The 13324-nt window shown below is 40.2% G+C and carries 10 protein-coding genes; 6 read left to right on the forward strand and 4 right to left on the reverse strand.

The features are described 5' to 3' along the window. Window positions 1–98 precede the first annotated feature (98 nt). From RGU12_RS22620 to RGU12_RS22645, 6 genes are all read left to right on the forward strand, one after another. Window positions 99–1103: a sugar-binding protein gene (locus RGU12_RS22620; protein WP_309538067.1), complete on the forward strand. Its 1005-nt coding sequence runs from the start codon at window positions 99–101 to the stop codon at window positions 1101–1103. Further along, window positions 1100–2569, forward strand: a complete 1470-nt coding sequence (locus RGU12_RS22625; protein ID WP_309538068.1) for a histidine kinase — start codon at window positions 1100–1102, stop codon at window positions 2567–2569. The genes RGU12_RS22620 and RGU12_RS22625 overlap by 4 nt, the downstream gene beginning before the upstream one ends. After that, the gene (locus tag RGU12_RS22630; protein WP_396232398.1) at window positions 2562–3395 is read left to right on the forward strand and encodes a response regulator transcription factor; all 834 of its coding nucleotides are present in this window, start codon (window positions 2562–2564) and stop codon (window positions 3393–3395) included. The genes RGU12_RS22625 and RGU12_RS22630 overlap by 8 nt, the downstream gene beginning before the upstream one ends. A 168-nt stretch (window positions 3396–3563) precedes the next feature. Further along, window positions 3564–4835, forward strand: coding sequence for an ABC transporter substrate-binding protein (locus RGU12_RS22635; protein WP_396232399.1), 1272 nt, complete (start codon window positions 3564–3566; stop codon window positions 4833–4835). 220 nt (window positions 4836–5055) lie between these two features. After that, window positions 5056–6036, forward strand: a complete 981-nt coding sequence (locus tag RGU12_RS22640) for a carbohydrate ABC transporter permease (protein WP_309538069.1) — start codon at window positions 5056–5058, stop codon at window positions 6034–6036. Further along, on the forward strand, window positions 6033–6854 hold the full coding sequence (locus RGU12_RS22645; RefSeq protein WP_309538070.1) for a carbohydrate ABC transporter permease: 822 nt from the start codon (window positions 6033–6035) through the stop codon (window positions 6852–6854). Before RGU12_RS22640 ends, RGU12_RS22645 begins: the two co-directional genes overlap by 4 nt. A gap of 89 nt (window positions 6855–6943) precedes the next feature. Here RGU12_RS22645 and ltrA read toward each other — a convergent pair whose 3' ends face one another. The 4 genes from ltrA to RGU12_RS22665 all read right to left on the reverse strand — a co-directional run bounded on the left by ltrA (window position 6944) and on the right by RGU12_RS22665 (window position 13168). Continuing rightward, window positions 6944–8227: a group II intron reverse transcriptase/maturase gene (gene ltrA / locus RGU12_RS22650; RefSeq protein ID WP_309534225.1), complete on the reverse strand. Its 1284-nt coding sequence runs from the start codon at window positions 8225–8227 to the stop codon at window positions 6944–6946. A 527-nt stretch (window positions 8228–8754) separates the two neighbouring features. After that, on the reverse strand, window positions 8755–10416 hold the full coding sequence (locus RGU12_RS22655; protein ID WP_309538071.1) for a glycoside hydrolase family 13 protein: 1662 nt from the start codon (window positions 10414–10416) through the stop codon (window positions 8755–8757). A 29-nt stretch (window positions 10417–10445) separates the two neighbouring features. Then, the gene (locus RGU12_RS22660; RefSeq protein ID WP_309538072.1) at window positions 10446–12131 is read right to left on the reverse strand and encodes a glycoside hydrolase family 13 protein; all 1686 of its coding nucleotides are present in this window, start codon (window positions 12129–12131) and stop codon (window positions 10446–10448) included. A gap of 17 nt (window positions 12132–12148) precedes the next feature. Further along, window positions 12149–13168, reverse strand: a complete 1020-nt coding sequence (locus RGU12_RS22665) for a LacI family DNA-binding transcriptional regulator (protein WP_309538073.1) — start codon at window positions 13166–13168, stop codon at window positions 12149–12151. Window positions 13169–13324: the final 156 nt, after the last annotated feature.

Below are 13324 nucleotides of genomic sequence, written 5' to 3' on the forward strand. Positions count from 1 at the left end.
ACTGCCCAAAAACACCTGGGCAGTTTTTTCTTTTACACCCCAACCATTTATCGCTAAAATGAATATACAAACGCTTTCAAATTGGAGGTGAATTCGCTTTGTCTGCCCTTTCCAAATTCCTATACGGCATTGGGGTGTTATTATTTCTCATTACTTTTTCACTTACCTGCTATTATGCCTATCAAATTTTCCACTTTGGGAACAATTCTGCAAAAGCAACAAGCGAAGCGCCTCGTTATCATTTCGTTCTTGTTCCACAAGAGCTGGATAATGATTATTGGCGACTTGTTGAAAATGGAGCAAAAGCAGCTGCTCAGCATTTCAATGTTGTCCTTGAATATACCGGACCAAAACAAGCAAATACAGAGGAGCATCTTAAGACACTGGAAATGGCCGTTGCTTCTAGGGTGGACGGCATTTTAACACAAGGTCTTCAAGAAGATCAATTTACCCCACTGATAAATCAGATCGTTGAAAAGGGGATCCCTGTGATTACCGTCGATACCGATGCAGCAACAAGCAAGCGATACTCCTATGTTGGTACTGATAATTATTATTCGGGCTTTATTGCCGGTCAGGCGCTTATTCAAGATACAGGCGGGAAAGCAAATGTTGCGATTGTCACTGGACATTTCTACGCTTCTCATCAACAGCTGCGTGTTCAAGGCTTTAAAGATGCGATTCAGAATGAGGAAGGGATTCAAATTATTGCAATTGAAGAATCAAATATCACAAGGGTCCGAGCCGCAGAGGCCGCTAACAAAATCCTTAAAGATCATCCAGAGGTCACGGCCTTTTATGGAACAAGCGCCTTAGATGGGATCGGAATTGCACAGGTTGTTGAGCATTATCAGAAACAAGATCAAATCTATATTATTGGATTTGATACCATTGAAGATACCCTTCACTATATGAAAAAAGGCACAATCGACGCTACCGTCATGCAAGAGCCTTATCAAATGGGATATCGTTCTGTGCAACTGATGATCGACTTAATCGAGGGACGAAACGTTCCGGATACGGTACATACAGAGACTAGAGTCATACGGCCCGAAGACCTGCCACTTGATTCAAAGCGTATCATAAGGATGGATCCATCATGATTATTCGAATCCGTACGAAATTACTTCTTTATTTTATGATTGTCTTTATTATTTTGAATGCTGTTGCCTTTTTGTTTTATAAAAGCAGTGAAAAAATCGTTTCTGAATATGATGATAGCTTTGAAAAATTTCTGTTATTAAATGATATTTCTCAGCAGGTTAATCTCGTCCATGAAAAAATGCAATCCTTTATCGTTGAAGAGGAAGATACCTTTCTCAAAGACTATTTTGGCGCTAGAAAGCAGCTTTTAACCTATCAGGGACAGCTGACCAATAAGCTATCGAATGAAAATAACGCCATTACTCTATCGAATTATAAAAATATCATTAGTAGTTATATTGAAGCCACCGATCTAACGATTGGGATGTTCCAGAACAAAGAAATTAATCGATACTCCACACACCTAAATGAAGCAACGAAATTTGCAGGTTTTATTCAAGAGACAACGTTGTCATTAGTCAATAACGAACTAACCGATTATCAATTATTTTATGAAGAAATCGAAAAGCAGAACCGTTATTTTAATTTAATGGGTATGTCCCTGTTTAGTTCAACATTTCTATTAAGTTTGCTTCTAGCTATGTGGTTATCAGGCGGAATTACAAAACCAATTCGTCAATTATCCAAGGCAGCCACTGAAATTTCAGAAGGTAACTTTTCCGGTGATGAAATCAAGGTGACAACTAATGATGAGTTAAAATTATTAACGAACACATTTAATCAAATGAGGCTTAATATTCGTCAATTGGTAAGTGAGATCAAGGAACAATCAGAGCTTGATAAGCTCCTGAAGGAATTGGAATTAAAAAGCCTACAAAACCAGATCAACCCACACTTTTTGTTTAATACACTTAATACTGTTTCAAAGATGGCTTACTTGGAAGAGGCTCAAAACACCTCTCGGTTAATCGAAGCAATTGCTGCACTGCTTCGCTATAATTTGGGAGACTTACATAAATCTTCGACTCTCTTAAACGAAGTTAAAATTGTTAAAGAGTATTTCTATATCCAACGTACCCGCTTTGGCGAACGGATTGATTTTAAAATGGAGGTTGACCCGGATTGCTTAAACATCGAGATACCATCTCTCTCCCTCCAGCCCATCATTGAAAATGCATTTATTCATGGGATTGAATCGATGGAGGATGGTGGCATCATCAAGCTACACGTTTTTCGGGTGTCTGATCGAATATGTGTAGAAATTACAGACAATGGAGCAGGGATGGATGAAAACACACTAACTAAGCTTAGGCAGATGGCAGATGGAACTTCGCCAGAGGATCGTGTCCCTCTTGAAAAATCAACCGGACATTCAACCGGAATTGGGATAAAAAATGTCATCCAAAGACTTCAGTTATTTTATAAGCGAATGGACGTTGTAGAAATAGAATCAATAAAAGATAGTGGAACCACATTTCGACTTTTGCTTCCTTATGATCAAAAAGGGGTGACAGATCATGATTAAAGTGATAATTGTCGATGACGAATTATTTGAACGGAAGGCGATTACAAAAATCATTCAAACCGAATGTACAGATGTTGAAGTTATCGGTGAGGCTCCAAACGGAAGAGTAGCCATTGAGAAAGCTACACAACTCAAGCCAGACTTGATCCTCATGGATATCAAGATGCCCGGGATTGATGGAGTGGAAGCGGTTAAGCGGATTAAACAATTAGAACCTGACATTAAATTCATTATGGTATCCGCATTTAACACGTTTGAATATGCAAAAGAAGTGATGCAGCAGGGTGTGAAGGAATACATTTTAAAGCCAAGTCGTAAAGCCGACATCTTAGCTGCCATTGATAGAGTGAAAGCGGAGATTGAGCAGGAAAGACGACAGGCCGAAGCTCAAACCGAGCTTAAAAATCGAATGAAGGAATTACTGGTCCTCGCCCAAAAGGAAGGAATCACATCAATCAATGAGGATCATCACCATTCAACCGAACTATGGAAAAACAATCAACTCCACGGGTTATTGTCAAAAGCCAAAAAATATATTGATTTGCGTTACTATGAATCTCTAACACTTGAGGAAGTAGCAGAATATGTAGAACTAAGCCCGTATCATTTTAGTAAGCTTTTTAAAGAAAAAATGGGCGTTACCTTCATTGACTACCTCACAACTGTGAGAGTTGATCATGCGAAAAAGGAAATGGATGACCCTAGTAAAAGCTTAAAAGAAATCTGTTATTCCGTTGGCTATAAGGACCCCAATTATTTTAGCAGGGTTTTTAAAAAATATACCGGTATGTCACCATCAGAATATCGAAGCATCTCATTGAAATAACCTTTCGAAATCAGCTTGGGATAAGCTGATTTTTTTTTGTCATTTCAACCACCACAAAAAAGTGAAGGTATTCGCAAGAAAGTACAGATTGTAGTTTCTCTCCCTCCCTCTAATCCGTGTTACATTTAAATTGTTAACGCTTCCAATAAAAATAAGGGGGATATTCGTATGAAAAAAGGTTTTCTATTGTCACTTTTGTTTGTATTTGTTTTTGCAATGACTGCATGTAGCTCCGAACCCGGCTCAAAGGAAAAGGATGGAGACAAAGCAAAGTTAGATATCTTCAGCTGGTGGACAGGTGCTGGTGAGGAAGATGGATTAAAAGCTTTAATTGCTTTGTTTGAAGAAAAATATCCAGATGTGCCGATTGAAAATGCCGCTGTTGCAGGTGGGGCTGGAACAAACGCAAAGGCGGTTCTTGCTAGCCGGATGCAAGGGGATGATCCACCGGCTACATTCCAGGTTCATGGTGGAGCTGAGCTTAACGAAGGTTGGGTTGCCGCTGGAAAAATGGAACCATTAAACGACCTTTATGAAGCTGAAGGATGGAATGACAAATTCCCACAAGACTTAATTGATATGGTTAGTAAAGACGGTAATATCTACTCAGTCCCAGTGAATATTCATCGTGGAAACGTGCTCTGGTACAACAAGCATGTGTTTGAAGAAAATGGTCTTGAGGCACCAACTACTTTTGACGAATTCTTCGAGGTTGCTGATGCGTTAAAAGCAAAAGGAATTACACCACTAGCATTAGGCGATAAAGAGCCTTGGACGGCTACCCACCTCTATGAAACAGTTCTATTAGGAGTTCTTGGTACAGAGGGTTATGGGAAGCTATGGACAGGGGAAATAGCCTTCGATGATGCAAAGGTTGTTGAAGCTACCGAAATTTACAAGAAGATGCTTGGATATATTAATGAAGACCATGCCTCTCGCAACTGGCAGGATGCTTCTCAGTTAGTAGCTAATGGCGAAGCAGCTATGAACGTCATGGGTGACTGGGCGAAGGGTTATTTCGTTAACGACCTAAAACTAGTAGTCAATGAGGACTTTGGCTATATCCCAACTCCTGAAACGGATGGTATGTTCATGGTTATTACAGATACATTTGGATTACCAAAGGGGCTTTCAAATGCTGAAGACGTGAAGAAGTTCTTATCTGTATTAGGTTCAACTGAAGGTCAGGATGAATTCAACCCGCTAAAGGGATCTATCCCTGCACGTGTAGATGCTGACGTTTCCAAATACGACCAATACGGAAAAGATACAATTGAAGATTTCAAATCTGCGAAGCTAGCACCAAGCCTAGCACACGGCTCTGCTGCTGCAGAAGGTTTCCTAACAAAGGTAAACCAAGCTGTTAACATCTTCGTTACACAGCTCGATGTCAACCAATTTACGGATTCACTTACTTCAGCTGCTGCGGAATTGAAATAATACGATGAAGGGGATGAGAGCTCTCTCACCCCTTCTTTTTAGAGGAAGTTCAAAAAGTCGCCAAATGATAAGCTTCGAATCTCTGCGTCACTCGTTCTCTCCAGTCCTCTCGTATCAAAAACATACGCTCAGGTCCTCGAGTCGCGAGTTCTTTGATCTTCTTGCTTTTTGATTCGTCAACTTTTTGGACAATTATCTTACTATAAAGAGGAGGATATCTATGGAACTAGCAAAACAGTCGAAAAAATCCACTCAAAAACAAGCAGAAATCCTTCCTAAAAAGAAACGTGTTTTTAATACCGACCAATTATTGGCCATTGCCTTCCTTTTGCCCTCTATTCTGTTAATAACCATTTTTGTTTACGGGTTTATCGGATGGACGGGATACGTTTCTCTTAGTAATTGGAATTCACTTGTTCCTGATATGTCGTTTGCCGGCCTGAAAAACTATCTTTATCTATTTGGCGACTTCCGTTTCCAAGCGGATTTACGGAATACACTGGTCTTCACTGTTTTATTTATCGGGGTAGTGATTATTATCGGCCAGCTTTTAGCCATATTACTAGACCAAAGTTTTTTAAAAGGGGAGTCCATCTTCCGTAACATTTTCTTTTTCCCAATGGCCTTATCCTTTGTTGTAACAGGTGTCGTATGGCAATGGCTGCTAAATCCCTCCACAGGGGTCAACCTATTTTTAGAAAAAATTGGGCTAGATTCAAAGTGGTATACCAATACTGAGATCTTATTTGGATTTAATTGGGGGAAAATTGAGTTTGGAATTCCATTCGCGATCATCGCTGTCATCATTGCCGCCGTCTGGCAAATGACGGGATTCTCACTTGCGATGTATCTTGCGGGGCTTCGCGGAATACCTGAAGAAGTAAGAGAAGCTGCACGCATGGACGGGGCAAAGGAATTTCAAATTTACACAAAGATCATCCTCCCCATCCTACGTCCAATTACGGTGAGTGTCGTCATTATCATGGCACATATCTCTCTTAAAATATTTGATTTAATTTATGCGATGACTGGTCCAGGGGCTAACTTTGTCACTGACGTTCCGGGAGTATACATGTTTGAAACAACATTCCGTGGTAATTATTATGCAAACGGGGCCGCTATTGCGATCATCATGCTCATCTCTGTTGCTATTTTTATTGTTCCGTATTTGATTTCAAGTAGAAAGGGTGAAGCATCATGACCATTAAAACAATCACTCGGCCATTGCTTTACCTGGCGCTAATTGGCCTCAGCCTTTTTTATTTAATGCCCATTTACGTGATTATCGTGACAAGCCTTAAGCCGCTTGATCAAATTTCATTAAGTGAGATGTGGAAATTACCTGCCACACTTGACTTTAGCAGCTATCAGCTCGCATTTGAAAAGCTTGTCCCAAATTTTTTTAATTCTATTTATTTAGTAATACCCGCGACGTTGCTGTCTGCCTTATTAGGCGCATTGAACGGTTATGTACTATCAAAATGGCGTTTTAAAGGCGCTAATTCACTATTTACGTTGATTTTATTCGGGATGTTTATCCCGTATCAAAGCATTTTAATTCCTATGATTCAATTTTTACGAGAAGTCGGACTTTACAACTCAATTACAGGACTTATTTTTGTCCATGTGGTGTATGGGATTCCGATTACGACACTCATGTTTAGGAACTTTTACGCCAATATTCCTGATGAAATGATTGAATCAGCAAAAATAGACGGAGCTGGATTCCTGCGAATTTTTAGATATATTATGATACCTCTTTCTATTTCTGGCTTTGTTGTTGTTGCCATCTGGCAATTCACAAATATTTGGAATGAGTTTTTATTTGCGGTTACGATTACAACATCAGACCAACAACCGATCATGGTCGCCTTACAAAATTTATCAGGCAGTCAGATTGTCCAATGGAACGTGCAAATGGCAGGAGCCCTACTTGCAGCTCTTCCCACCTTGCTAGTCTATATCTTCCTCGGCAAATACTTTGTCCGTGGCCTTCTTGCAGGTTCTGTGAAGGGGTAGCTTAGCCCATAATCGAGTAGGAGGCACTTTCGTGCCGTCCTCTCACACCACCGTACGTACGGTTCCGTATACGGCGGTTCAATTTTATACTAAGCATGTACTTTGTTATAATGTTCCACGCATGAGATTAGTCCAAATTGGGCTAATCTCTTATTCGTTATTGTTGTGGTAAGTACCCATGAGTAAGCGATACGTACTATTCCTTTACTGGTGTGGCTATATTTATAAGCATTATATTTGTTCATTCCCAGTTTAATTAAATTCTTTCTACGGTTTTTGGCTGTTTTCCATTTCTTCCAAATACACATCCGTAGTCTAACTCTTGTGTGGGAATCTATTGTTCCCAACAGCTTTTTCATATAACCAATTTTGAAATAGTTTATCCATCCTCGTATTACTTGGTTGACTCTTTCAACCTGATACTTCGTATCAACACTCCAGTTTTTCCGTGTTAATTGTTTCAACTTAAACTTGAAGTTTTCTACTGACTTTTGATGTGGTTTTGCTTTGTACAAATCCATTTGATAATCTTTGAAGAAACCGAATCCTAGAAATTTCATGGAGGGGTCATTTGGCCTTGTTACTTTCGTTTTACTGGCATTAACAATCAAGCCTAGCTTCTCTTCTATAAACCTTGTCACTGACCTCATCACTCGTCTCGCAGCCATCTCGCTTTTGACCATAATAATGCAGTCGTCCGCATATCTGACGAAACGGAGACCTCGTCTTTCAAGTTCCATATCCAATTCATTAAGCATGATATTGCTGAGTAAGGGTGATAAGTTTCCTCCTTGCGGAGTTCCTATAACTGTTTCTTCATAATCTTCATCTATTTGTACCCCACTCACTAAAAACTTACGAATGAGAGAAATGACGTCACCATCATCTACTGTTTTTGATACAAGATTCATTAGTCTATCGTGATTGACCGTGTCGAAGAAACGTTCTAGGTCAATATCTACAATCCAATCATGACCCTCATTTAGAAATTCTAGAGCTTGTAATATAGCCATCTCTGCATACCGTCTTGGTCTGAATCCATAACTATATTCACTAAATTGCCTATCAAATATAGGTGTAAGTACTTGTGCAATTGCTTGTTGAATGACCCTGTCTTTGACCGTTGGTATTCCTAAAAGTCTAACTCCGCCATTTGGTTTAGGAATCTCCACTCTTAATACGGGAGAGGGTTGATATTTTCTTTGGCGAATTTGTAAGATGATTTCATCCTTATTTAATGCCATATATGCCCCCAATTCATCTACAGTCATTCCATCTATACCAGCTGCACCCTTATTCTTTTCCACCTGCTTGAATGCCAGGTTAAGATTATCCCTGTTTAGGATTTTATCAAGTAGTTTTCCTTCATACATGCTTGTTATTTCCTTTCTGTCTCGTGAAGGCGGTATCCACTTTGTCGCGATGTGCCAGTGGTCTATTTCCTCTTCCAATTGAGATTTCTATAACGATAAAATTGTTCAGCCCTTCGCTCCTTCTAACTTTCATTAGACATCTTCACTACTACGGCTTCTGCTGACTTCTCACCATCCAGTCTTATATCTCTATAAGATTTTGGTATAGCTTAGTGAGACCTCCCCAGTTAAGGTACGAACTCTTTCCCTCCATCTATCTGCCATATTTACACCGTATGATTACTGTAGCTATTGGACTTTAACTTCTTGTGCAGTCTTATCCTCATACGTTGCCTCCTATATGGTTTCTGTTCGTCAGACCGGAGGTTTGCCGTGAGCTTCCTTCAGATTCCACGTCTCCATGGACACCCTTGCTTTTAGCTATGTGCTTACCGCTACAAGGTCGCACTCGGGACTTTCACCCGTTAGAGTTCGCCCATGCTGGGCGAACACAAAACCCCTATGTCACTAAACATAGGGGTCTAAAATCAAGCTAATCGATACACTCGCGCCTCATACGGTCTTAATTCAATCAAATCAGTCGCCTCATGGGCCTCAACAGGATAATTAGCTAGCATTAGCCCATCGTACGTAAACTCACCCTCTGGCACTCGACAAACCGCACTTTCAGAAGACAGATTCGTTACCACAATCACTTTCTCGTCACTAAGTGTTCGTGTGTAAACATACAGTTTTGGATCTTCCTCTAACAATAAATCATACACACCGTAAGTGAACACCTTGTTACTCTTTTTGAGTGCAATCATTTTTTTATAAAAATGTATGACTGAATCGTTATCAGCCAACTGCTTTTCCACATTGATTTCAACAAAATTTGGGTTTACACCCATCCACGGTTTTCCTGTAGTAAAGCCAGCATTTACATCACTCGACCATTGCATTGGCGTACGGGAGTTATCACGACTTGTCGCCCAGATTCCCTTCATAATTTCATCATGCGAAACGCCTTCACTGCGCTTTTCCCGATACAGGTTTTTCGTTGCGACATCGTTATACTCGTCAATTGTCTGGAATTGAACATTTGTCATCCCAATTTCTTGACCTTGATAGATGAACGGAGTTCCTTGCATAAAGAAGTACATTGTACCAAGAGCTGTTGCGCTTTGCTTCCAAAATTCCTGGTCATTTCCCCATGTTGAAACGACACGAGGTTGATCGTGGTTCTCAATAAACAATGCATTCCAGCCTTTGTTTTCAAGTCCTTTTTGCCATCTTGTAAGAACCCTTTTTAGACTAACGACATCCAGTTCTCTCTTTTCCACATCCCAAAGGCCTAGGTGCTCAAACTGGAAGACCATATTGAATTTACCTTGCTTCTCATCGACCCATTCGTCCGCGTCATCTGCACTGACACCATTTGCTTCCCCAACGGTCATAATGTCATATTTCGCAAAGGTTTCTTCTTTTAATTCCTGTAAAAATTCTTGGATTCCCGGGCGATTCATATGACCATCATAGGACGGAACATATTTTAAACCGTTTGGATTTGGCATATCCGGGAAACCAGGAACCTTTTTAATATGGCTGATGGCATCCACTCGGAACCCGTCAATCCCTTTATCGAGCCACCAGTTGATCATGCTGTATAACTCATGACGAACCTTTTTGTTTTCCCAGTTTAAATCAGGTTGCTTCGTTGAGAAAATATGCATGTAGTATTGCCCAGTTTTCTCGTCAAATTCCCAAGCGGGGCCACTAAAAATACTTTCCCAGTTATTTGGTTCCTTCCCGTTTTTACCGTCACTCCAAATATACCAATCACGCTTTGGATTATCCTTTGAAGAACGAGATTCAATAAACCAAGGATGCTCATCACTTGTGTGGTTGATCACCAAGTCAATTATTAACCTCATCCCACGCTTATGCGTTTCCTCGAGAAGCTCATCAAAATCGGCCATATTTCCAAAGTCGGCCATTATGTCCTGATAATCACTAATATCATATCCATTATCGTCATTTGGCGATTTATAAACAGGACAAATCCAAATAACATCAATGCCAAGGTCTTTTACATAATCTAGTTTTGAAATAATCCCTTGTAAGTCACCGATTCCATCACCATTCGAATCCATAAAGCTTCTTGGATAGATCTGATAGGCGACAGCTTCCTTCCACCATACCTGCTTCATTTTTATCCCTCTTCTTTTTGCATTTCTACTCAGATCGTTAACCGATACACTCTTGCCTCGTAAGGCTTTAATTCTATTTTTTCAATTGATTCATTTCGGTCTACTTCATAATTGCTAATCAATAATTCTTGTGTTTTGTAGCTACAATCTTCTGGTAGCTCAAATAATGATTTCTTTTTTGAAAAATTCGATACTACAAGTAATTTTTCATTGTCTAGTATTCTAGTATACGCGTAGATCGTTGGATGCTCCGGTAACAGCAAATCATAGCTGCCATACACCATAATCTCATGCTGTTTTCGTAGCTTAATCAATGTTTGATAATAGGTATAAATAGAATTTGGATCGCCAACCTGTTTTGCTGCATTAATTTCACGATAATTCGGATTCAGAGATAGCCAAGGTGTTCCTGTTGTAAACCCAGCATTCTCACTGTCATCCCACTGCATCGGTGTACGCGCGTTGTCTCTTCCTTTTGCGTAGATTGACTGCATAATCTGTTCCGGTTTTACACCAACCTCTACTTTTTCCTTATACATATTAAGGGTTTCGATATCCTTGTAATCGTCAATCGAATCGAACTGAACATTGGTCATCCCAATTTCTTCACCTTGATATATATATGGGGTTCCCTGCAACATATGCAAAAATGTTCCGAGCATTTTCGCTGACTCTGCCCAATATTCACCATCATCTGCAAACCTGGACACCATTCTAGGCTGATCATGATTGTTTAAATACAAGCTGTTCCAGCCAGAACCTTCAAGCCCCTTTTGCCATTTCGTAATATTTTGCTTTAAATCTAGTAAATTCAATGGACGTACATCCCATTTTTCAGTTGGGCCTGAGTCTAAATCCATATGCTCGAATTGGAAGACCATGTTGAGCTCATTCCGGTCTGCTCCTGTGTAAGCTTTCGCCTCATCGACCGTAACACCCGGCATTTCACCAACAGTCATAATGTCATATTTCGATAAAACCTGTTGATTCATTTCTTGTAAAAACTCATGAATGCGTGGTCCATTCATATAATACGGTGCACCGGAAGCATATTTTTTTCCTTCTTGAAGCTCACCATCTGGCAATCCAGGTACCTTTGAAATAAAATTGATCACATCCATACGGAAACCATCAATTCCTTTTTCAAGCCAGAACGTCATCAGGTCATAGACTTCCTGACGAACATTTGGATTCTCCCAATTCAAATCAGGTTGTTTTTTACTAAATAGGTGTAAAAAGTATTCATCGGTTTGTTCATCATATTCCCATGCTGAACCACTAAAGACAGACTCCCAATTATTCGGTTCCTTTCCGTCTTTACCAGGACGCCAAATATAGTAATCCCGGTAAGGGTTATCCTTGAACTTCCGTGACTGTTGGAACCATTCATGTTCATCAGAGGAATGATTGACAACTAAGTCCATCATTAGCTTCATCCCGCGTTCATGCATTTGTGAAAGCAATTCATCCCAATCGGCCATCGTACCAAATTCCTTCATGATTTCGCGATAGTTACTAATGTCATATCCGTTGTCATCATTTGGAGAATCGTAGACAGGGGAGAGCCAGATAACATCAACGCCGAGATCCTTTAAGTAATCAAGCTTTTCCGTTATTCCCTTTAAATCCCCAATTCCGTCACCATTTGTATCGTTAAAGCTTCTTGGGTAGATTTGATAAACAACACTTTCTTTCCACCATGCTTTGTTTCCCATTTCCTATTCCCCACTTTCTACTTAATCCGTGCACACGACTTTCGTTCAATTAACCTGGCCGGTATTGTAATCCGTTTCGGTAGGACATTCGGATCTTTTATTTTTTCAAGTAAACAACTTGCACTTTGCATTCCTAGCTGAAAAATATCAATATCCACTGAAGTGAGGGGAGGCTTTGAATATTGTGCAAGTAACACATTGTTGAAGCTTGCAATTGAAACATCTTCTGGCACTCGAATATTCATTTCCTCAAAATGACTCATCAACTCGATTGCGATAAAATCATCTGTACAAACCAATGCAGAAGGGGAATCAACAGACCTTAAAAAAGACTTAATTGCCTCTTTCCCTTTGCTTAGTGCACGTTTATGAACGATATAGTCCTCATTAAAAGGAATCCCAGACTCACTTAGAGCTTGTTTATAGCCCTCGAGGCGGTCTAGCATAAACACGAAGTCGCCATCAAAACCAATAAACGCAATTTTCGTATGTCCCAATCCAATCAGATATTCCGTTACAACTTTTGTAATATAAATATTGTCGTTGTCAACATGGATAATACGTTCTGCTCCAAGCACTGGACGACCAATGACTGTAAAAGGAAAATCAATTTTCTGTAGATAATTAATGACTCGGTCATCCGTCCGAGAATAAAGGAGAATTAAGCCATCCACACGGCGACCTTGAACCATCCCCACAACTTCCTCAAAGATTTCTTCCTCAGTTCCAGCTGTCGAAAGGTACAATCCGTACTTATGCTCGCGGGCTTGAACACTGATTCCTCTAATGACTTCCGGAAAGAAGGGGTCTTGGAGCACATGGGATGCTGAGAATGGCATCACAACCCCAATTGTTGCCGTGCTTTTCACGGCTAAACTACGCGCTGTAAAATTGGGATGATACCCGAGTTTTTCCATCGCTTCTCGTACGCGTATTTTCGTTTCTTCACTTATTCGAGGGTTATCCGCAATGACCCTTGAAACAGTGGATGGCGATACATTTGCCTCTTTTGCGACATCTTTAATCGTAATAGCCATACATACCCTCCATATCAGAAAAGCGCAAGGCGCCTTGTTAGCGGAACATCGACTAACTACCGCCACGTCCTGTGGCGAACGTCGATGTCAGCACTTCCTCGAAAATGCGATGCATTTTCTTCGTGCGATGATTATACTGTCGAAGCCTTCCTTGTC

The sequence above is a fragment of the Ferdinandcohnia sp. QZ13 genome, assembly GCF_031324165.1.
Lineage (GTDB): Bacteria > Bacillota > Bacilli > Bacillales > Bacillaceae_L > Ferdinandcohnia.

Excerpts from the sequence above, each read along its gene's own strand:
- RGU12_RS22635 (WP_396232399.1), top strand. The coding sequence starts at position 3,564 with ATGAAAAAAGGTTTTCTATTGTCACTTTTGTTTGTATTTGTTTTTGCA.
- RGU12_RS22645 (WP_309538070.1), top strand. The coding sequence starts at position 6,033 with ATGACCATTAAAACAATCACTCGGCCATTGCTTTACCTGGCGCTAATT.
- RGU12_RS22625 (WP_309538068.1), top strand. The coding sequence starts at position 1,100 with ATGATTATTCGAATCCGTACGAAATTACTTCTTTATTTTATGATTGTC.
- RGU12_RS22655 (WP_309538071.1), bottom strand. The coding sequence starts at position 10,416 with ATGAAGCAGGTATGGTGGAAGGAAGCTGTCGCCTATCAGATCTATCCA.
- RGU12_RS22660 (WP_309538072.1), bottom strand. The coding sequence starts at position 12,131 with ATGGGAAACAAAGCATGGTGGAAAGAAAGTGTTGTTTATCAAATCTAC.
- RGU12_RS22630 (WP_396232398.1), top strand. The coding sequence starts at position 2,562 with ATGATTAAAGTGATAATTGTCGATGACGAATTATTTGAACGGAAGGCG.
- RGU12_RS22665 (WP_309538073.1), bottom strand. The coding sequence starts at position 13,168 with ATGGCTATTACGATTAAAGATGTCGCAAAAGAGGCAAATGTATCGCCA.
- ltrA (WP_309534225.1), bottom strand. The coding sequence starts at position 8,227 with ATGTATGAAGGAAAACTACTTGATAAAATCCTAAACAGGGATAATCTT.
- RGU12_RS22640 (WP_309538069.1), top strand. The coding sequence starts at position 5,056 with ATGGAACTAGCAAAACAGTCGAAAAAATCCACTCAAAAACAAGCAGAA.